Source organism: Cohnella faecalis (genome assembly GCF_003570905.1).
Taxonomy (GTDB): Bacteria; Bacillota; Bacilli; order Paenibacillales; family Paenibacillaceae; genus Cohnella; species Cohnella faecalis.
This window is the reverse complement of the sequence record NZ_QXJM01000040.1, coordinates 343428-363151: the sequence shown is the minus strand read 5'-3', so window position 1 is coordinate 363151 and position 19724 is coordinate 343428. Positions and strand designations below refer to the sequence as shown.

General features: G+C 55.7%; 19 protein-coding genes, 1 pseudogene and 1 riboswitch. Of the genes and pseudogenes, 9 read left to right on the top strand and 11 right to left on the bottom strand.

Features of this window, described 5'->3' with window-relative positions; all coding sequences use genetic code 11:
• The first annotated feature begins 65 nt into the window (after window positions 1-65).
• Window positions 66-1082 (top strand): LacI family DNA-binding transcriptional regulator, encoded by a 1017-nt coding sequence (locus D3H35_RS23115; RefSeq protein ID WP_119151533.1) that lies wholly within the window; start codon window positions 66-68, stop codon window positions 1080-1082.
• A gap of 191 nt (window positions 1083-1273) precedes the next feature.
• Here D3H35_RS23115 and D3H35_RS23110 read toward each other — a convergent pair whose 3' ends face one another.
• From D3H35_RS23110 to D3H35_RS23095, 4 genes are all read right to left on the bottom strand, one after another.
• The gene (locus D3H35_RS23110; protein ID WP_119151532.1) at window positions 1274-3844 is read right to left on the bottom strand and encodes an ABC transporter permease; all 2571 of its coding nucleotides are present in this window, start codon (window positions 3842-3844) and stop codon (window positions 1274-1276) included.
• Window positions 3841-4530 carry an ABC transporter ATP-binding protein gene (locus D3H35_RS23105; RefSeq protein ID WP_119151531.1) on the bottom strand — a complete coding sequence of 230 codons (690 nt, stop codon included), beginning with the start codon at window positions 4528-4530 and terminating at the stop codon, window positions 3841-3843. Before D3H35_RS23105 ends, D3H35_RS23110 begins: the two co-directional genes overlap by 4 nt.
• 118 nt (window positions 4531-4648) lie before the next feature.
• The gene (locus D3H35_RS23100; protein ID WP_119151530.1) at window positions 4649-5959 is read right to left on the bottom strand and encodes a sensor histidine kinase; all 1311 of its coding nucleotides are present in this window, start codon (window positions 5957-5959) and stop codon (window positions 4649-4651) included.
• Window positions 5947-6642, bottom strand: a complete 696-nt coding sequence (locus D3H35_RS23095) for a response regulator transcription factor (RefSeq protein WP_119151529.1) — start codon at window positions 6640-6642, stop codon at window positions 5947-5949. Before D3H35_RS23095 ends, D3H35_RS23100 begins: the two co-directional genes overlap by 13 nt.
• 229 nt (window positions 6643-6871) lie before the next feature.
• Here D3H35_RS23095 and D3H35_RS23090 point away from each other — a divergent pair, with 229 nt between their 5' ends.
• Window positions 6872-7153, top strand: a complete 282-nt coding sequence (locus D3H35_RS23090; RefSeq protein WP_119151528.1) for an aspartyl-phosphate phosphatase Spo0E family protein — start codon at window positions 6872-6874, stop codon at window positions 7151-7153.
• Here D3H35_RS23090 and tadA read toward each other — a convergent pair.
• Window positions 7085-7540, bottom strand: a complete 456-nt coding sequence (tadA, locus tag D3H35_RS23085; protein WP_378125392.1) for a tRNA adenosine(34) deaminase TadA — start codon at window positions 7538-7540, stop codon at window positions 7085-7087. The two genes, D3H35_RS23090 and tadA, sit on opposite strands and share 69 nt — an antisense overlap.
• Window positions 7541-7774: 234 nt before the next feature.
• Here tadA and D3H35_RS23080 point away from each other — a divergent pair, with 234 nt between their 5' ends.
• On the top strand, window positions 7775-8428 hold the full coding sequence (locus tag D3H35_RS23080) for a hypothetical protein (protein ID WP_119151526.1): 654 nt from the start codon (window positions 7775-7777) through the stop codon (window positions 8426-8428).
• A 132-nt stretch (window positions 8429-8560) separates the two neighbouring features.
• Here the strand turns inward: D3H35_RS23080 and D3H35_RS23075 are convergent, their stop codons facing one another.
• The 6 genes and pseudogenes from D3H35_RS23075 to motA all read right to left on the bottom strand — a co-directional run bounded on the left by D3H35_RS23075 (window position 8561) and on the right by motA (window position 11989).
• The gene (locus tag D3H35_RS23075; RefSeq protein ID WP_119151525.1) at window positions 8561-8941 is read right to left on the bottom strand and encodes a LytTR family DNA-binding domain-containing protein; all 381 of its coding nucleotides are present in this window, start codon (window positions 8939-8941) and stop codon (window positions 8561-8563) included.
• Between the two features lie 2 nt (window positions 8942-8943).
• Entirely contained in the window at window positions 8944-9078 is a 135-nt protein-coding gene (locus tag D3H35_RS34985; protein WP_119151524.1) for a cyclic lactone autoinducer peptide, read from the bottom strand.
• Window positions 9075-9604: pseudogene (locus D3H35_RS34980) on the bottom strand (accessory gene regulator B family protein). The gene D3H35_RS34985 and the pseudogene D3H35_RS34980 overlap by 4 nt, the downstream one beginning before the upstream one ends.
• Entirely contained in the window at window positions 9591-10220 is a 630-nt protein-coding gene (locus tag D3H35_RS23055; protein WP_119151521.1) for a hypothetical protein, read from the bottom strand. The pseudogene D3H35_RS34980 and the gene D3H35_RS23055 overlap by 14 nt, the downstream one beginning before the upstream one ends.
• A gap of 148 nt (window positions 10221-10368) precedes the next feature.
• Complete coding sequence (locus tag D3H35_RS23050) at window positions 10369-11202, bottom strand: flagellar motor protein MotB (RefSeq protein WP_119151520.1); 834 nt, start codon at window positions 11200-11202, stop codon at window positions 10369-10371.
• The gene (gene motA / locus D3H35_RS23045; RefSeq protein ID WP_119151519.1) at window positions 11180-11989 is read right to left on the bottom strand and encodes a flagellar motor stator protein MotA; all 810 of its coding nucleotides are present in this window, start codon (window positions 11987-11989) and stop codon (window positions 11180-11182) included. The genes D3H35_RS23050 and motA overlap by 23 nt, the downstream gene beginning before the upstream one ends.
• A 214-nt stretch (window positions 11990-12203) precedes the next feature.
• Window positions 12204-12394, top strand: a riboswitch (cobalamin riboswitch).
• A gap of 193 nt (window positions 12395-12587) precedes the next feature.
• On the opposite strand from motA, the gene D3H35_RS23040 reads away from it, so the two are divergent.
• From D3H35_RS23040 to D3H35_RS23015, 6 genes are read left to right on the top strand one after another with little or no spacing between them, the layout of a single operon-like run.
• Entirely contained in the window at window positions 12588-15341 is a 2754-nt protein-coding gene (locus D3H35_RS23040; RefSeq protein ID WP_158594238.1) for an S-layer homology domain-containing protein, read from the top strand.
• A gap of 44 nt (window positions 15342-15385) precedes the next feature.
• Complete coding sequence (locus tag D3H35_RS23035) at window positions 15386-16141, top strand: DUF4430 domain-containing protein (protein ID WP_119151517.1); 756 nt, start codon at window positions 15386-15388, stop codon at window positions 16139-16141.
• Window positions 16138-17031 carry an energy-coupling factor transporter transmembrane component T gene (locus D3H35_RS23030; protein ID WP_119151516.1) on the top strand — a complete coding sequence of 298 codons (894 nt, stop codon included), beginning with the start codon at window positions 16138-16140 and terminating at the stop codon, window positions 17029-17031. The genes D3H35_RS23035 and D3H35_RS23030 overlap by 4 nt, the downstream gene beginning before the upstream one ends.
• A complete protein-coding gene (locus tag D3H35_RS23025; protein ID WP_158594237.1) occupies window positions 17004-18686 on the top strand; it encodes an ABC transporter ATP-binding protein in 1683 nt (560 codons plus the stop codon). The genes D3H35_RS23030 and D3H35_RS23025 overlap by 28 nt, the downstream gene beginning before the upstream one ends.
• Window positions 18683-19435, top strand: a complete 753-nt coding sequence (locus D3H35_RS23020) for an ECF transporter S component (protein ID WP_119151514.1) — start codon at window positions 18683-18685, stop codon at window positions 19433-19435. Before D3H35_RS23025 ends, D3H35_RS23020 begins: the two co-directional genes overlap by 4 nt.
• A complete protein-coding gene (locus D3H35_RS23015) occupies window positions 19404-19715 on the top strand; it encodes a 4a-hydroxytetrahydrobiopterin dehydratase (protein ID WP_119151513.1) in 312 nt (103 codons plus the stop codon). The genes D3H35_RS23020 and D3H35_RS23015 overlap by 32 nt, the downstream gene beginning before the upstream one ends.
• Window positions 19716-19724: the final 9 nt, after the last annotated feature.

The window sequence follows — 19724 nt, the reverse complement described above, 5'->3', positions numbered from 1 at the left end:
GCGCACTTAAACAAGGTATCGTAGCAATTAAAGCGTTTTAATAAAGATATCAATGGGGGGGAAGCATGGCGACCAACATTAGAGATGTCGCCAAAGCGGCCGGAGTTTCGGTCGCGACGGTGTCGAAAGTGTTGAACGGATACACGACGGTTAGTCAGAAGACGAAAGAAAGAGTGCTTCGAATCGTCAAGGAGACGCGGTTTCAGCCGAATGCCGCCGCTCGCGCGCTCGTTGGGCGACGTTCGATGACGCTCGGCATTTATTTGACAACCGGCTTGACGCATCCTTTTTTCGCTTCCATTCTGTCAGGCATGGAGCTTGCGCTCAAAGCCAAAGGTTATGACCTCATTTACCTATCCCAGTTGACTTTCAATAAAGACTACAGCTTCGTTCGTCATTGCCAGAGCCGTAACGTAGAGGGCGTCGTCATCTTTGGCTTTCAGGAGGACGACGCGTATTTCAAGGAGTTGTTGGAGTCCGGACTGCCGAGCATCTTCATCGATATGGACATCGTCGGGCAACGTGCAGGGTATATTAGCTCCGACAATGTCGATGCGATGTGCCATTCGATTTCCTATTTGAGGGAGCTTAAGCACAGACGCATCGCGTTTATCGCCGGGATCGTGGAGAGTTATGTAGGGCGGCTTCGGTATGACGGATACAAAAAAGGACTCGAAATCGCGGGACTCCCTTTCCGCGAGGATTACGTGGCTCATAGCATTTTTACTCGCGAGAGCGGGTATTCTGCGATGAACAGCCTCCTCGAGCTGCCTCCGGCCGAAAGGCCGACCGCAGTTGTCTGCTGCTCCGACATGTGCGCGATAGGAGCTATAGACGCGATACGCGACGCCGGATTGTCGGTGCCGGGCGACATTTCGGTTATCGGCTTTGACGATATCGAGCTGGCTCGCAACGTAACACCGGCGCTGACGACTATTCGCCAAGATATGATCGCGATGGGCCGCAAGGCTGTCGAGCTGCTTGACGAGCTTATCGTCGATGAAATGTTTGCTTCGCCGACTGCTATCGTGCCGACGGAGCTGATCGTTCGCGACACTTGCGCACCTGCGAAGGAAGAATAACATAGTAGGGGCTGCTCCTCATGGGGCAGTCCCTATTTTAACGTCACATTCAAATAAAGCTGCCCGCCATAAGTCGGAGAGGTAAGCTATCTAGCCGCGTATAGAAATACCGCACCCCCGAGTCCTTTTGGATTCGGGGGTGCGGCGTTAATTAACGCGTTGGTGAGCGCTAAAGCTCTATAACCACGCTGTTAAGCCTCTTCACGAAGAGTATCGATCAAATTCGCCTTCTGCATCCGGCGCAGCGGGCCCTGCACGGAGAGCAGCCCGACGCAGATCGCAAAGCCGCAGGCGATCGCGGCGCCGCCCCACGGGAAGTCGAAGGGCATGCCCTGCACGTTGGACATTTGTACGAACAGGAAGTAACTCAGCAAGCCCCCGCACAGCAAGCCCCAGATGCTGCCGATGATGCCGAACCAGACGCCCTCCGTCGTAGCCATTTTCCGAACTTGCCCCATAGTCATGCCGACCGCTTGAAGCAGCCCGAATTCACGGCGGCGCAGGAACAGATTCGTCTGAACGGTGTTGATGATGTTCAGGCTGCCGATCAAGGCGATGATGCCGAGGAAGCCGTAGATGAAAATTTTCATCTGTAGCCCGAACTGACGCTCCTGAGCTTGCTCCGCCGCGATGTCGATGACTTGCGAGCCCTTGATGCCAGCGGCGATCTGCTCCAGCTTCAGCTTGACCGGTTCGGTATCCGCCCCTTCCTTCAGGGCGATCTCCAGACCGAGAAGCGCGGTTCCATAGACTGGAACGTTCTTGGCTGCTGGAACGCTGTCGAGCAGCATGGCGAACGTTGACTTCGCCGCGATTACAGTGAGCCCGTGGTCCAAATACCGGCTGCCGAAGGGAGACTCCGACAGAATGCCGGCCACCTTAACCTCACGGACAGTAGAAGACTGGATAGCGTCGGACTCCCCCATGTGGATAGTCAAGGTATCTCCCACTTTGTAAGTGGTCAGATCCAATTGATTCAGCTTCTTGCTCTGCTTGCTGTAAGGCTTCGCCGTCTGCACGATCAGCACGCCGTTCTCTTCTGCAAGCAGCTTCGGGTCGGCGGAGCCCGACTCGACGTATTTGGCGGCTTCTTTCAGCCGAGCTTCGTCGTACAAAGTTAACATCGTCGGTACGATGGCTCGAACACCGCCGTCCCAGTCGGATCGCACAAAATGGATGCCTCCGACTTCCTCGGCGCGCGAGTTTACTTTATTTTCAGGCACAAGAACTTTGGCCACAGGGGACTGATAATTGCCGTATACGTCGTCTACGCCGGGCATAGCTTCCAACTGACCGATCGTCTCAGGCGGCACGATATCCTGTACCGGCGGCACGGTGCCGTCGTCGTTCACTCGAAAGCTCATGTTGGTACGCTGCAGCTCGAAGGAGATCCGATTGTCTTCGTTCGACTGGATGGCAGTATCGAAAACCTGCTGTGCGAAATAGTGGAACACGATAAAAAGCGTAATGCTGACGACGATAGAGAACGTCGTGATCCGGAACTTGGTTCGGTTGCGTCGAATATTTTTGGAAGCCATCTTTCCTTCGACGCCCAGCGAATGGAGCGGCGATGGAATTCGGGCGCGCCGGTACGATTCCCGGACGATGCTTCCCGCCCCTTTGACGGCTTCCACCGGAGACACGCGGGACGCTTTGCGGGCGGGCAGCCATGCCGCCATGTAGACGGCTGCGATTCCGACTCCGACGCTTAAGCCCATAATCCACCAATGGAACGTCAGATGGAAATTTTCCATTTGCAAAATCTGAAAGCCGCCTTGAATCATGAGCCACAGTACCAGATACAGGCCGCCCCAACCGATTGCCAGCCCGAAAGGTATGCCGATGAGCGCGAGCGTTGTAGCTTCTCTCAGCACCAGATTGCGAATTTGCCTAGGCGTCGCTCCGAGCGTTCGGAGAAGTCCGAATTGGCGAATCCGTTCCAGGACGGAGATGTGGAAGGAGTTGTAGATAACGGCTACGGTTGAGAGCACGACAAGTCCAACCAATGTGCCGAAAATAATAGCAAGCGCCTGATTAAGATCGTTGCTCGACGATTCTCCCATTAACGCAAGCACCTGATTGTTGTCTCTGAACGATCCGTCAAGCTTCTCGAACTCGGGCAGATGCCGACTAATATCCGCTCCCTCTCGCAGTGTCACATAGAGCTGGAGCGATGTTTTGCCGGGAATGCTCGCAACCTTCGCGTCATCCAGGCCCGCATAGGCTGCGCCGACGCCTTCGACTTGGGATTGTCTCCCGTTCTTTAACGTCCCTACGAGCGCATAATCGCGAAGCTGTCCGTCCGGCCCGTTCAGACGAACCGTGTCGCCGAGCTTCGGCTTGCCGGGCAGCCGCTGAACGATCCATTGCTCGGCGGCCAGCTCGTTCGGAGCGGCCGGAAGCCGTCCCTCCGCCAGATGGATCGGAAGCAATTGAAGCGCGTCCGCGTTTGCATCGTTGACCGCAATCTTATAATCGTCGGCCAGCGCTGTAATATCTCCGGAAATTAACGCTCCCGTTCGATCCACAAGCGCATGATGGCTCAGCTTATCGTACAGCTCGGCGGAGTTCGGCGTGTATGCAAAATGCCAGGAGCCGTCCTCGTACATTTGCTGCTTCAACAAATTGTCCTTCAATGCCTGGCCCATCGTCCCCAACGCGCAGATTAACGCCACGGACAGAATGATGCCGAATACCGTCAGCGTTGATTTTCGTCGTTGCTGCTTCAGATACCGTCCCGCCAAAGCGCCATAGCCTATCATTCGCCTTTCCCCCCGTACGTGTCGCTGACGAGCCGTCCGTCCTGAATGCGGAGGACGCGGTCGGCTTCGGCCGCGATGTTCATATCGTGGGAGATGATGATGACGGTCTGGTGAAATTGCCGCACGGCAAGCTTCAGCAGTTCAAGCACCTCGCGCCCGCTGGCGCTGTCGAGATTGCCCGTCGGCTCGTCGGCGAGGACGATGGCGGGCCGATAGGCCAGCGCGCGTCCGATGGCGACCCGCTGCTGCTGGCCTCCGGACAGCTCGGACGGCAGATGCTTGCGGCGCTCCTCCAGCCCCAGCGTACGGATCAGGTCGTTAATGTACGACTTGTCCGGCTGGCGATGGTCGAGCAGGAGCGGGAGCTGAATGTTTTCTTCCACGTTAAGGACGGGAATGAGGTTATACGACTGAAAAATAAATCCGATCTTCCGGCGCCGGAACACCGCGCGCTCTTTCTCCTTCAAGCCGTACAAGTCTTCGCCGTCAATATGGACGTGGCCGCCGGACGGTTTGTCCAAGCCGCCGAGCATGTGCAGCAGCGTACTCTTGCCCGAGCCGCTGGCGCCGATTACGGCGACGAACTCGCCTTGCTTAATTGAGAACGATACGTTCTGCAGCGCGGAAACCTGCGTCGATCCTTTGCCATATGTTTTGTTCAGTCCATCTACTTGGATGACATTCACGAAGGAAACACCCTTTCCAGTCTAGTTGGATCCCGTCACAGACCGATTCGCTCGGCCCTTCCTCGGATCAATGAGACCAGTATAACGCGGCAACCTTACAGGACGGCGTTGCCCAAGCTTACAGTTTTGTAAGCAAAAAGGGAACGGAGCCGTTCGCCGGAAGCGTAAGCGTGAATGTCGATCCTTCACCGGCGTTCGCTCTTGCCGACAGCAGCCCGCCGTGCTTTTCCGCGATGATCCGGGCCAGAGGCAAGCCGAGTCCGACGCCGCTGCCTCCTCGGGAAGCCCGATAGAACTTTTTGAAAATATGGGGAAGATGCCGCTCGTCGATTCCTTGGCCGCTGTCCGTGACAGTAATGCGGATAAATACGGAAGTCTGCTCGGAACGGATCGTCACCCGGCTATGTGCGGGGCTATGCTCGATGGCGTTTTTGATCACGTTCTGCAGGGCTTCGGCCAGCCAATGGGAATCGTGGGGGCAGTAGATCGGCTCCTCCGGTTCGACGACAGAGATGTCGATAGCTCGTTCCTCCGCCAGACGGCGCGTCGGCTCAATCGCTTTGCGCAAAGTATCCGCCAAATCGCCTGTTCTCATCTGCATGTCGAGCGCGCCGGCTTCCATTCGAGCCAATTTCAGCAGCGTTAGAGTCAGCCATTCCATCCGGTCCAGCTCTCTTCGGCAAGTGTCCAGAAACTCGGCGGAGGAAACCGAGTCGGTCTTGCCTTCGCGGAGCAGATCCACATAAATGATCAAGGATGCCAGAGGCGTCTTCAACTGATGGGAGATGTCCGCAACCATGTTTTTCAGGAAAGTCTTGTCTTGCTCTAGTTGCTCGATTGTTTCTTGGAGACGGATAGCCAGCTCCTGCACGCTGTTAGCCAGAAGTCCGAGCTCTCCTTCTCCATAGAGCCGGAATGCCATTGGCTTGTTGTGCTTTACGGTGTCCTCGACGGAGCGGGCGAGACGGCTGATCTGAATCAGCCCTCGTCGAGATTCCCGCAGCATAATAATAGCTGCAAGCATAGCGAAGATGACCGCGCCCAGCCCGGCCGCCGCTAGCGTGCGAGTATAATAAGAATGCGAAGCGGGAATCATTCGGCTGTCGATAGCTGGGGTGATGCCATAGCGGGAGACTAGCCGTTGTCCTTCTTCTATTGCCGCCTTCGACGCCGGGCTCTCAAGCGAGCCGGCGAGTGCTCGGGCCCATTCTTCCGCTTTATCCGGATCGGTTAAGGCGAGCTTGCCGATTAATTCGGTCTGTTCGTCGATCCAATCCGCTTTCATTCGTTCGGCGGAGAGATAGGCGAACAACCAGACGGAAATCGCGACGACGACGAACAAGCCGGTTAACCACAGAGAAAGTCTGCGGACGGAGGGATCTCTCCACAAGCGAGCTGCGCCGAGCCGATTTTCATTTAACCGTTCCATCGGTATCCGGCTCCTCGAACGGTCGTAATCAGCGTCGGACTTTGCGGGTCGGGTTCGATTTTTTCCCGCAGCCTCCGAATATTGACCGCCACCGTGTTGTCATCCAGTATATCTGTTCCGTCCGGCCATACTTGCGAAATAATCTGCTCCTTGGATAACACGGCGCGCGGGTGGCTCATGAACAAGGCGAGCATGCGGAATTCGGTCAGGCTGAGAGGAATTTCGATTCCCTGCTTGTCCAGGCGCATTTCGGCTCTATGAAGCTTCAGTCCGCCGGACGACAGCGCTCCGGAGTCCTCGACACGTGCAGCGTTGCCGGGCACTCTCCTCCGAAGTACGGCTTGAATGCGAGACAGAAATTCGCGCAGCCGGAAGGGCTTCGTAATATAGTCGTCGCCCCCCAAATCAAGACCGCGCACGATGTCGATTTCGTGATCGCTCGCCGTCAGGAAAATAATCGGAATGTCCTTCAACCGCCGAATCTCCTCGCAAAAATCGAACCCGTTGCCATCGGGAAGCTGTACGTCCAGAAGAATAAGCTGTATCTGTTGCTCGGCGAGCGCAAGACGCGCATCGGCCAGCGAACGAGCGCTGGACACGGCGAAGCCTTCTTGTTGAAGAGTAAATTGGATGCCTCTATGCAGAGCCTCGTCGTCTTCCACTAATAGGATTTGTACGGACATGAAAGAAAATTCCCCTTCATTCGAATTAATCGACAAAATGTTGTAAAATTAGTTCCATAGAAATAGATACAAAGAACTATTTTTCTTTAAAATTTAATCAATTTCCCGTAATATTGTCGACAACATTCTACAAAATTTTGGTATAATTTGTCCTATAATGGATTCAGAAGGGCTTTTGTATCATTACACGGCGAGAAAATCGTGAAAAAAGGAGCGGCGGGAGTCCCATATGGATGCATATATGAATTCTGATGAACTTATCCATCGTCTCCAACTGCTTCAGCGTCGCCTGTATGAGATGGCAGACGATCTAGGTAATTTGACCGATCCCGAAATTATTGCCGTAAGCGAAGAGGCCGACCGCTTGATCGTACAACTTCAGCGGATTCGGATGAACGAAGCAAGCAGCCGAAGAGCGCACGCTTTTCGCTCGGAGACGCTTCTATCGGCTGCGCAACCGCCTGAAGAAGGCAGAGAGCAGCGCCCCGCATTCTTCGTGAAGCACTCCTGATTGCCAAGGGGAACGGTGATTGAATCGGCTGTCTTGAAGCAGATCCATTAGCGTTCCGACACAGCCGGCTTTTGGGTCGGACGCACCGTACACGACCTTTTCCACACGTGACTGGAGAATGGCTCCCGCACACATCGGACAAGGCTCTAGCGTCACGTACAAGGTGCAGCCAAGCAACCGCCAAGCTCCAAGCTTTTCGCTCGCTTGCCGGATCGCGATCATCTCGGCATGAGCGGTAGGATCATGACTGGTTTCCCTCAGGTTATACCCAGCGCCTACGATTTCCCCATCGCGGACGATGACGGCCCCGATCGGCACTTCGCCGATGGATTCGGCCAATTGCGCTTGAAGGATAGCCTCGCGCATCCACTTTTCATCATCTTCCAGTACCAAATTTTCCAGCTCCTAACCAGCGAACAAATATTCGTTGTTAACATGGTGTGCATAAATCTGTGGATAAGTAAGCTGTTGTCCACAGGGTTATGCACATTTTCTTTTTATTTGTGGGCACAACTCAAATTTATTGTAACAGGTTGGAAAAGAAGTTCAACCGATGGGGGGATGCGGAATAGAGTAGACAGAGGGGTTGTACCTTTATTCGAGAGCAAGGAGCGATGAATCATGGGAGAAGCCGGGTTGCCGTTTCGCAGACATCCGGATGTGGGGCCATCGGGGAAAGTGACGATCATGGGGCCGTCCAGGTGCAACGCCGAGCGTATGGCGGCCTATGCAAGCAGACGGAATTCAAGCGTTCCGGATTTGGCGCACGCCTATCTGCGATTCGGAGCCGAGTACGGGGTTCGAGGAGATGTCGCCTACTGCCAAGCGCTCTATGATACAAGAGCATGGACCACGGAACCGGCAGGCTCACCCTGGAAGCCGCTGGCGTTGAGCTCGGGCAGGTCGGTGAGCGATGAGGCAAGCGTGGAGCAGCACATCCAGCTTCTCCATGCTTTCGCTGCGAACAAGAGCGCAGGTTACGAGGAGTCGGCGGAGGTAGCGGAGCGCAGAAGTCGGATGGAGCGGGCAGGATGGCTGGGGACGGTTCGGCATTGGGAGGATCTGAACGGAAAATGGCAGCTGCCCGGCTCCAAATACGGTCAAGACATTGTGGCAATCTGGCGAGGAATGATGGAGTGGAGCGGGAAAGGGGAGGTTCATGTGGATATCGAAACGCAGCAAACACCGGAGGACCGATCGCTCGGGGACACCAAGACGGGAAGCATTATGAGTCGGGTGAGTCGCTTTCGAGCAGCGAGGACATGCTATGGCTGAGTGCCGAGGGGCTGCTGGCGGCTGCTGTGCCTCATCCGGATCGTCCGGTCACTTGGGCGGAGCTTGCTTTGGTTCTACGGCGGTGGAAGGATAAAGGAGCGTGAACGCGGGGAGGGTTACGGTGGCTTTTGATTAGGAGTAAGGCATTCCATCACTAATTAGCTTCATACGCTGTTTAACTTCCAATAATCTGGACCGGGCAACATAACAGTGTTTGGAGGTGGAATCGTCGCCGAAATAAAGCTTACACCATTCCTGATCGAGCAAGACCACCTTGGACAGGTTGACGATATAGACGCGGTCTGTTCGATAGTATCGAGGATCTGACGCTTTGACCGCTCTCCAGAGCCTGTCCAAGGAGTCCCACCCAGTGAAATACTGTTTTTCCAATGTATGTGCAACAATCTGGTTTTGTTGGACGCAAAAGAACAGGATGTCGTCAGCGTGAACGGACTTGAATCCTGTAAGGCCTTCTGTGTCTTCCATTAGATTGAATGCGCCATTCCAAAGCATGATTAACCCTCTTTACGTTTCAACAATTCATCAGGTACTTCTGGTTGGTGGAAAAACCACGTGCATGCGGTTAAAACGAACATAGATGCGAGGAAGAGCAACGCGGACGCTACAAAATGAAGAGATCTCTTTTTCATCTCGTATCACCTCCTTTTCGAATAAGTGATAGGCATTGAATCAAAAAAGTAACTGCAAGTACATCCGAACGAACTAGCAGATTGACCGCAATGAGAAGGATCGCTGCATATTTAAGAGTGGGATAATATCGAGTCGGAATGCGGGAGGTTCTCTCCAGATTGTTGGGAGCAAAGAAGTAGGCAAGGACGATGCAGACCGAGGTAATCGTTATATTGATCGGAACAGATAAGGAGATGTATGGAATAATATTGGCTACGGAAGCGGTCACAACGATGCAGCCTATGCTGGATTCAAGATGACGCCCCCCGAAATCATTCGAAGTACCGCGAACGAAATCAGCGCAAGAGCTGCGCCTGAAAAGTGCCCCAGTAGGAGACTAAGTATAATTGCGACAATAGCAGTGCCGGCAGTATTGATAATAGAAGCAATCGCATATCTCAACACATCGAGGCTAGCCGGATGATTAGGATTTGCTTCCTTAAGCTGGAATGCCAGTTTAAGCGCAAGAGCGTTAATCAATATCATCGCGCTCCTTTTTAAACGACAAGTACAGAAGGAATGCGGTTGTGATTAGGGCAAAAACAATGGCATAGAAAACATTTTTCTGGATAAAGGTGATGAACATAGCGATGACTAGAATAATGACGATAATAAAAACAACCAAGTTCTCGGCCCGCCACTTTAATTTGTCGAAGTTAAAGGCAAACCCGATCCCTCTCCTATACATAAAGTAACTTAAGGGGATAACGATTATTGCATAGAGAACTTGAAAGATGCGAGAAGAAGTACTGCTAATATCTCCTAAGGTGCCTACCCCGGGTATAAAATATAGCAGGAGCATAAGAGTCTCTAGGGCAAAGCTTGTGATCGTGGAGACAAGAGACATGGCTACTGCCCAAAACAGAGGAATCTTTAAGATGTAAAAGGCATAAACAGCGAAAACAAGAATTGTGACGAGAGGGAAAAAATTATTAAAACCAAGATCAACTCGCAAAGAGTAGGAAAGAAAAGAGAATAACACGCTGGTCGCAAAAATGGATCTAATATATTGAAAGGAATGAAATCGAAAAAGAAACAGCATCACAATAAAAAAGGCGCATGATTCAACAGTGGAACAAACGATATACCAGAAAAATTCCACCAGTGTCTCTCCCAATCGAGTTAGTCTTTAGGTACTAAGTTAAATATAGTATGAAAGATTGGATATATCTACAAAAATTTTAGGAATTTTTTAGGTTTTAGTATAAAAAAGAAACATTAGGCATGTTGCCTAATGTTTCTTGTTGAGTCTATGGGTTTACTTTTCCTTCATTCGCGATTGCGGAAAGGGTTTTGGTGTTCTCGTCCGAAGCTGGATCGGTGTATTTGCGCAAGATCGAAACTTCCACCCGTCGATTTTTGGAACGAGCGGTGTCCGAATCGCTCTTGTCGACAGGACGATATTCGCCGTAGCCCGTCGCGCTGAATTTTTTCGGATCGAAAGCCGGGTTTTGCAGCAAAATTTTCATGAAATTGATCGCCCGCTTGGAGCTAAGCTCCCAGTTCGACGGAAATTCCAGCGTGTTTATAGGCTGATCGTCGGTATGTCCGGTAACGAGCACCTCGTAATCGGGATACTGCTGAAGCATTTGGCCTATGGCGACCGCCAGCTTTTGCGATTCGGGCTTGATTGCGGCGCTGCCGGACGGGAACAGCGCGTTGTCGCGTATCGTAATGAGAAGCTGAGACTGGTTCAACTGCGTATTTAACTGGGAGGAAAGTCCGTTCTTCTTAATGTATTGATCAAGCTGCTGCTTGAGCTTCTCAAGATTCTGCTGCTCTTCTTGCATGAGCTGGTCCTTGGATTTCTTCTTGCCGTCGTTCGTCCTGTGGCGGATATCGTCGCGAGTGTCCATGACCGTTCCGGTCTCAACAAGGGTTGCCTTATCGAAGATGGAGATGCCTGAGCTGAAAGCGGATTTGAACGCTTTGCTCAGCTCTTCGAGCTTAGTTGTATTAACGGAGCTGGCCGCATATAGAACGATGAACAGCGCCAGCAGAAGCGTCATCAAGTCTGAATACGGAAGCAGCCACGACTCGTCGGCGTGTTCTTCATGGGGCTCATGCCGATGCTTTCTGCTCATTGCCGGACTCCTCCTTCTCGGAGAACGCTATACGCTCCGTCGGAGTAAGGAACACCATCAGCTTCTGCTGAATGGCAATCGTGGACACGCCGGATTGGATGGACAGCAGTCCTTCGACCATCATCAGCTTCAGCTCGATCTCGCGCTTGGACAGGCGCTTCAGCTTATTGGATATCGGATGCCACATAACATAACCGGTGAAAATACCGAGTACCGTTGCGACGAAAGCGCCGGCTACGGCGTGAGCGAGCTTCTCCATCTCGTCGAGGTTGCCCAGAGCCGCGATGAGACCGACGACCGCCCCGAGAACCCCCAGCGTCGGAGCGTACATGCCCGCCTGGGAGAAGATTTGGGCTCCCGCGCGGTGGCGTTCCTCCGTTGCGGAGATGTCCTCCAGGAGCACGTCACGCACGAAATCCTGGTCGTTGCCGTCGATGATCATGCGCATTCCCGACTTCAGGAAGGGGTCTTCGATTTCTTCTACTCTCGCTTCGAGAGCGAGAAGGCCTTCGCGCCTAGTAATGGTGGCCCATTCCATGAACATGCGGATGATGCTCTGACGAGGAATCAGCTTCGGTTCGACGAAGGTGATCTTGAACAGCTTGGGCACGTTCTTAATGTCCTTCATCGGAAATGCCATGAAGACGGATGCGCACGTTCCGATAATAATGATTACATACGCCGCAGGGTTCGAAATTAAGCTTGTGAGCGGGGCGCCCTTCAAATACATACCTACGATAAGAGCGAAGAAGCCCAAAAAAAGTCCGATAACAGTTGAGTTTTTCATTATTACACCCCGGCAAGTTCTAATTTATAGTATGTTTACGGCTCGTTAAACCTCGCGCACTCGACACGTTAACTTGTTTATCGACATTTTGCATGCCAGATTTAAGAGAAAGCAAGCTGTTTTTTCGCCGATTCGGAAAGTCGGGAGCAAGCGTCGCGGGAGAGTGTTCGCGGTGGACACCGGGGGACGGGCGTGATAAGATGGCGTCACAAGCGAATAGCTAAAGGAAACAGGTGCTCGTTAAGAGCTTAATAGAGAAGTTCGGTGCAATTCCGACGCGGTCCCGCCACTGTACACGGGGAGCCGCCCCTTATGGAAGCCACTGTTGCGCGCACAGCGCGGCGGGAAGGCGGGGCGCGGCGATGATCCGGGAGCCAGGAGAACTGCCTGTGGTCCATTTACAACCATGTACCTACGAGGAATAGGTGAGGTGTGGCTTCAGAGACTGCGCGTTTCCAGGGACAGCAGCGAATTTGCGCGTTTTGATGTGGAAACAAGCGTCTACCCCAAGTCATCCATCAACCGAAGCATCCTCCATCGCGAGGGTGTTTTTTTGCGTCGGGCGTTCGCTTCATACTTTTTTGGGGAGAGTGGGCGTATGTTAAGGAAACCTTCAACGGCAAAAAGAAGCCAGAGAGGGGCGTGGTGGCGCGGCGCGGTTGCGTTGGTGCTTGCTATGCAGGTCGTATTGGGAGCTTTGGCGGGTATCGCCAGCGCGGAGGAAGCGGCCAAGCCGGCTGTCGGGCCGACCCGGGCGCAAGTAACGGAAGCGCTGCAAGCGTTGCAAGCCCAATTGGCCAAAGCTGAACCTGTCAGCGATTGGGCGGCCTTCGGGTTGGCTCGTTCCGGCAAGCCTGTCGCATCTCGCTACCTGCCGGTCGCTGCGAAGAGCGTAGACGACGGCAGCCTTCGTCTTGTGACGGATTTTGCCCGCACCGCTCTCGCGATTAACGCGAACGGCGGCGACGCGCGCAAAGTCGGCAAGGGCAGCACGGATCTTCTTGGCAAAATCGCCAATTTCGAAAAAATGACGGCGCAAGGCCCTAACGCTCCTGCCTACGCACTGATGGCATTGGACGCGGGGGATTATACTCCGGGCGCGAAGGATCGCTGGACTCGCGACGATCTGATCAAATGGCTGGCGGACAACCGCAACGCCGACGGCGGCTGGTCGCTGACGCCAGGCAAGAGCGATACGGACGTAACGGCGATCGTTCTGACGGCGCTCGCTCCATATCAAGCTCGCGAAGACGTGAAGCCGGTCGTCGAGAAGGCTCTAGTCTGGCTGTCCTCCATCCAGAAGGAAACCGGCGGCTTCGGCAGCATGGGCGAATCGAGCGAAAGCTCCGTTCAAGTGCTGATCGCGCTGACCTCGCTTAATATCGATCCGGTGAACGATTCCCGGTTCGTGAAGAACGGCAAGTCCGCGCTTGCGCGCTTGCTGGAATACCGTCAGAGCGACGGACAATTCTCGCATACGGCGGAAGGCAAAGCCGATGCGATGGCAACGTTCTACGCGCTGCTTGGACTGACATCCGTCGATCGCTGGTGGGACGGCCTATCGGGCTTGTTCGCCGGTATTCCGACGGCAGCTCCGGCAAGCGTGACGGTGTATGGAACGAGCGGCAAGCTGGCAGAGGGCGCGGCTTACGGCCGCACAGGGTTGGATGCCCTCGTTCAAGCGCTGCAGGCGAAGAACGTATCTTATGAAGTAGAGCGTCATCCTCAATACGGCGCGTTCCTTAAAGCGGTGGCCGGAACCGCGAACGGCAGTCTCGGCGGCTATGACGGCTGGTTGTATGCGGTCAAGAGACAGGGCGCATGGCTGACAGGCTTGCTCGGTCTTGGCAGCTTCGTGCCGCAAAGCGGCGATCAGATTGTCGTCTACTATGGCAATAGCACGGCTCTTATTCATTCGGTAAAATGGGAGCCGGCGGTTCCACGCGAAGGACAGTCGGTTACGGTTACGATCGAGCAGGAAACGTACGATTGGGATGCAGGCAAAGCGGTCGTAGCTCCTGCGGAAGCGGCTCGCGTATCGGTGGGCGGCAAATCCGCGCTGACGGACAAGGACGGCAAAGCGACGCTGACCGCAGGCAAAGCGGGCAGCTATACGCTTTCCATGGACGGCTACCAAACCGGCAAGGCTCCGACTTACGTCACGACGGAAGTTCCGTTCTGGATCGATACGTACAACAAAACGGTCAAGCTCCGCGTCGAAGGCGACCAAGGAGTGCTGGCCGAAGGTACGGCGAGCGGCGGAACCGGTCTGGAAGCGCTGGAAAGCTTCCTGAAAGCGAAGAAAGTGGACTATGTAGTCAAAGAGGCGTCCTTCGGCAAGTATATTACCTCTATTAAAGGCATTGAAAACGCCAAGTTCGGCGGTTATGACGGTTGGTCGTTCGCGGTGAAAAAAGGTAACAACTGGATCATTCCTGCGGTTGGATTGGATGCGTTCGCGCTCGAAGACGGACAAGAGGTCGTCGTCTATTATGGCGACAACACGAAGCTGGCGGAATCCGTCGTTGTTACGCCTTCGGCTCCAAAGCCGGGCGAGGCGTTCTCGATTCAGGTGACCAGCCGTGAGATGGATTGGGAGACGGGCAAGCTGAAGGCTGCGGCGCCTGTTGCTGGAGTTCAAGTGAAGGTCGGTGCGGCAACGGCTACGACCGACGGCACGGGTGCAGCGAAATTCGCGGGCGTGAAGGAAGGGCTTCACGATATTACGATTAGCGGCTATGCCGAAGGCAAAGCTCCTGCAATCGTCCGTTCCGTTCAGAAGCTGGCCGTCGCTTCCGCTTATTCGGATCAAAGCGCAGTGTCGAAATGGGCGCTCGATTCGGTTCGCCTGACGAAAGCGGCCGGAGTTCTCCTTGGTTCAAACGATAACGCAGCGGCTGCGTTCCAGCCGAAGGCATCGGTTACACGTGCGGAATTCGTGTCGGCGCTCGTTCGTTCGATCGGCTTGAAGCCGGCGAGCGGCTCGACGTTCAAGGACGTGAAGGCGACCGCCTGGTACGCCAAAGAGCTGGAAGCTGCGGCGCAAGCGGGTCTCGTGGCCGGAGTAGCTCCGGGCACATTCGCTCCCGACGCGAAGCTGACGCGCGAGCAAGCTGCGCAGCTGCTGACCCGAGCGCTGAAGCTGCAAGCGAAAGCCAGCGTCGCATTGGCCGATTCCGCTCAAATTTCCGCCGGAGCCGTCAGCTCGGTTCAAGCGGTTGTCGGACGCGGCATTATGATCGGCGATGAGCGCGGAAGATTCCTGCCGAAGCAGACGCTGACAAGGGAGCAGGCGGCGGTTATCGCGCAAGTCGTGCTTAACGAGCCAGGCGTAGGAATATGGAGTAAATAAGAACACAATGACCCGATGCGAAATGGGAAGAGGAGGAAGCGGCGATGAAAAAATGGTGGAGGAAGCGGCTGTGGGCGGGGCTGTTCGCGGCTATATTGTTGACGGCCTCGGTCGGTTGCGCCGAAAGCGCGACGAATGGAACGCCGCCTTCCTCGCCGGCGTCCGTGGCTCCTTCTTCCCCGCTCTCGCAGCCGGAAACGAAAGACGCAACGGATACCGAGGCATCCGCCGGGCCAGCCGATGCGAGTGCTTCCGCGTCTTCTTCCCCGCAAGCGGCGGACGCTTCTTCCAAAGCTTCCGCCGCTCCTTCGGAGGAGCCGTCGAACGGCTCGAAGCCGAGCGATGAGGCGGCATCTTCTTCTAAGCCCTCGCCAAACGCGGGTGACAAGAAGCCGAGAGGCGCTAAACCAGTCGAGTCGCCGAGCCCTTCCCCTTCGGCGGAGACAGCCAATGCCGCGACGCTGACCATCGTCGGCAACAAGGAGTGGGGCATCGTGCTGGCGCCGGAAGAGGTGTCTCTGAAGAAAGGGGATACCGCGGCCAGCGTGCTGAAAAGGGCGGGCAAAGCTCATCGCCTTGTCGTGGATGCGCGGGGCAGCGGGTCGTTGACTTATATCGAAGGAATAGACGGCTTGTACGAGTTCGACGACGGACCGCTCAGCGGGTGGAAATACCGGGTGAACGGCGTCGTCATGGGCGTCGGAGCCGGAGCTTACGAGATGAAGCCCGGCGACCGCGTGGAATGGTATTATGTATCGGAAGATGAAGAGGCCAAGGAAGAGAAGGAGAAGGCGCCATGAACGAAGGCTTTGGCGTCCGCTCTCTTCATCCGTCGGTCGTGCTGTTATACTATGCCGGAGGGATAACCTTCGGCATGTTGTTGTTTCATCCGCTTTTGCTGATTGCGGGGTGGGCCGCTCTTCTGCTGCTGAACCTGCATCTGGATCAGGGCAAGGAGTGGAGACGGTGGGCGATTCCGATGACGACGGGGCTGCTGTTCCTCATCGTCCTGAATCCGCTCATCTCCCATAGAGGGCGCACCGTGTTGTATTACTGGGGAGACATCCCGATTACGCTGGAATCGGTCGCATACGGGGCGACGCTGGCCGCCTCCATGCTCAATCTGCTTACTTTGTTCGTCTCGTACCGGGTGCTGATGACCGAGCATAAATTTCTATACTTGTTCGCCCGGCTGTCGCCCAAGGCCGCCCTTCTCGTTATGATGGCGACCGGCCTCGTGCCGCGCCTCGTCCGCAGATTGCAGGAGCTGACGCTTATTCAACGGACTCGGGGCGTGAGCGTCAAGGAAGGCTCGTTCCGCCAGAGGGCGCATAACGGCGTCCGGCTCGTCGGCACGCTGCTGTCTTGGTCGCTGGAGGATGCGCTTCAGACGGCAGATTCGATGCAAGCGAGAGGCTACGGGACGGGAGCGCGAAGCTCGTATCTCGATTTCCGGTTTCGGAAGCGGGACGCCGTCGCTCTCGGGCTGCTCGCTGCAGTCGCCTTGGCCGTGATGGCGGCTTGGTGGAACGGTCACGGCTTCTGGACGATCTACCCAAGGCTGGAGCCGTTCGGGCTTTCGTCCGGGGATGCGGCTGCTTTAGTTTTTTACTTGATTTACTTGCTGTTGCCTCTCGGCTGGGAATGGAGGGATCGCTACGCATGGCGAGGATGGAATGCCGGAATTTGACGTTTACGTATGCTCAGGCCGACCGGCCCGCGCTGCAAGGAATCTCTCTTACCGTCGCCAGAGGGGAGTTCGTCGTACTCAGCGGCCCTTCCGGGAGCGGAAAATCGACGCTGCTGCGGCTTCTGAAGCGTGAAGTATCGCCCGGAGGAACTCTTCACGGTTCCATTCTGCTGGAAGGACGTCCGTTGCAGGATTGGGACGATCGGGAAGCCGCCGCTGCGGTCGGTCTCGTCATGCAGCATCCCGACAATCAGCTCGTCGTGGACAGAGTGGAGCATGAACTGGCCTTCGGCATGGAGAATTTCGGGCTGTCGCGCGGAGAGATGAAGCGGAGAATGGCGGAGATGGCCGGTTTTTTCGGACTGGAGCCGCTGCTGGCAAGAAGAACCGACGAGCTGTCGGGCGGTCAGAAGCAGACGGTTAACTTGGCGGCCGTGCTCATGATGCAGCCAAGCGTGCTGCTTCTTGACGAGCCTCTCGCTCAGCTCGATCCGCTGGCGGCCAGAGATTTGCTGGGCATGATCAAAAGGCTTAACGAGGAATGGGGCATTACGGTTATTCTGAGCGAGCATCGGATCGACGATCTGCTCCCCCTTGCGGATCGGATCGTTCGGTTGGAGCATGGCGAGATCGCGTTCCAAGGCCCGCCGCGAGAGTTCGCGAGCGAGGCTTGGGCGCGCGGCGGCGACGAATGGGCCGCTTCGCTGCCCGCCGTGACGAGCTGGGCGCTGAATAGAGGCGAGAACAGAGAGGGTCTGCCGCCCCTCCTCCCGCCATTGACGGTCAAGGAGGCGAGAGCTTGGCTGTCTTCCGATTCACTGTCGGAGCGGGGCATTACAGCAGGCGGCGCTCAGGAGGAGGAGGCGAAGCGTACTTCGCGCGATGAGCCGATCTTGCTCGGCGCGTCGGGCTTGTATTTTTCCTACGATCCCCGTACGCCTGCTGTCATTCGCGGCTTGGAGTGGGACGTTCGGCTGGGCGATTGGATCAGCTTATTCGGCGGCAACGGGAGCGGGAAGTCCACTCTCTTGCAGTTAATGGCCGGGCTGAGGAAGCCTCAGCGCGGAGAAGTGAAGCTGTCCGGCGAACGATTGAAGAAAATTCCGGAGACGGCCCGGTATGCGCGGATAGGCTATCTGGCTCAAAATCCGCTGCTGCACTACGCTCATGAAACATTGGAGGAAGACCTGCGGCATGCCGCACTTAGAGCGGGACTGCCTGAACCGACGGAGGAGGCTCGCGGCCTTGCCCGTCGGTTCGGGATCGAACAGCTTATGGACCGTCATCCTCACGACCTGAGCGGAGGGGAGAGGCAGCTTGGCGCGCTGGCGATGACGCTCGCCAGCCGCCCGGAGCTGCTGCTGCTCGACGAGCCGACCAAGGGTCTCGATCCGATGGCGAAGCGGCGGCTGGCCGGGCACTTGGCCGAGGCGCACCGCCTCGGAACGGCGATTGTCATGGCGACGCACGACGTCGAGTTCGCCGCCGCTTACGCGACGCGGTGCTCCTTGCTCTTCCGCGGAGAAATCGTGGCGGACGACCGTCCGGAAGCGTTCTTCCGGGGCAACCTCTTCTACGCGACCGCGTTGCATAGGCTGTTCGCTTCGACCCGCCCCGTTGCCAACTCCGTGGGAGAGGAGCCGATTTTCCTATGAAGCGGATTCGTCGCGCCATAAGCCCGAAGCTGCTGCTCCTTCCTATCGCAGCCGCTTACGTCGGGCTCGCTTATTTGGCTTTGCAGCGGGGCAACTCGCTGCTGATCGGACTCGTTCTCGTGCTTTTGTCGATGGTTCCGTTTCTGTGGAGGTTCGAGCGCCGGGAACGGCAAGCCCGGGAGATGGTGCTCATCGCAGTCATGGCCGCCATCGCCTCCGTGAGCCGAATCCCTTTCGCCACGCTGCTTCCCGGATTCACCCCGGTCACGTTCATCGTCATTATTTCCGGCGTCGTGTTCGGAGCGGAAGCGGGCTGGATGACGGGGGCGGTCGCTGCGCTTGCATCCAACTTTTTCCTCGGTCAAGGGCCCTGGACCCCTTGGCAAATGTTCGCATGGGGGCTCGCGGGATGGACCGCCGGATTGTTCGCTCATCGCAGCCCTTGGCGGAGGCGGCGCATTCCTCTTCTCCTTTTTGGCGCGGTATGGGGATTTCTGTTCGGGTGGATTATGAACGTGACCGTCGTGCTCGACCAATGGACACAGAGCCATTCCTGGGAGACGGTGCTTGCCCGATACGCGGCCGGACTTCCGTTCGAAATTATTCATGCGACAGCCAACGTCTTTTTTCTCGCGGTGTTTGCGCCTTCCTGGATTCGATTGTTGGAGCGTTACCGAAGCAAGTATGGGATTCTCGAACGAAAGGGTGAAGCTTGCGATGGATCGCAACAGGCTGCTAACGGAGGATGAGCTTGCGGAACAACTGGCGCTGTTGAAGGGATGGAAGGCGGAAGAGGGGAAGCGGATCGCCAAATCGTATGTTTTTCCGGCTTTTGCGGAGGCGGTGGCGTTCGTGAATCGGGTTGCGGGCATTGCCGAGACGATGAACCATCACCCGTTCATTGCGATCGACTATCGCCGGGTAACGCTCAGGCTGACGACATGGCACTCCGGGGGGTTAACGCATCTGGACATCGATTCGGCAAAAGCTTACGATGGGGAACAAAACCACTTGTTAGACAAGGAGTGACCCGTTAGT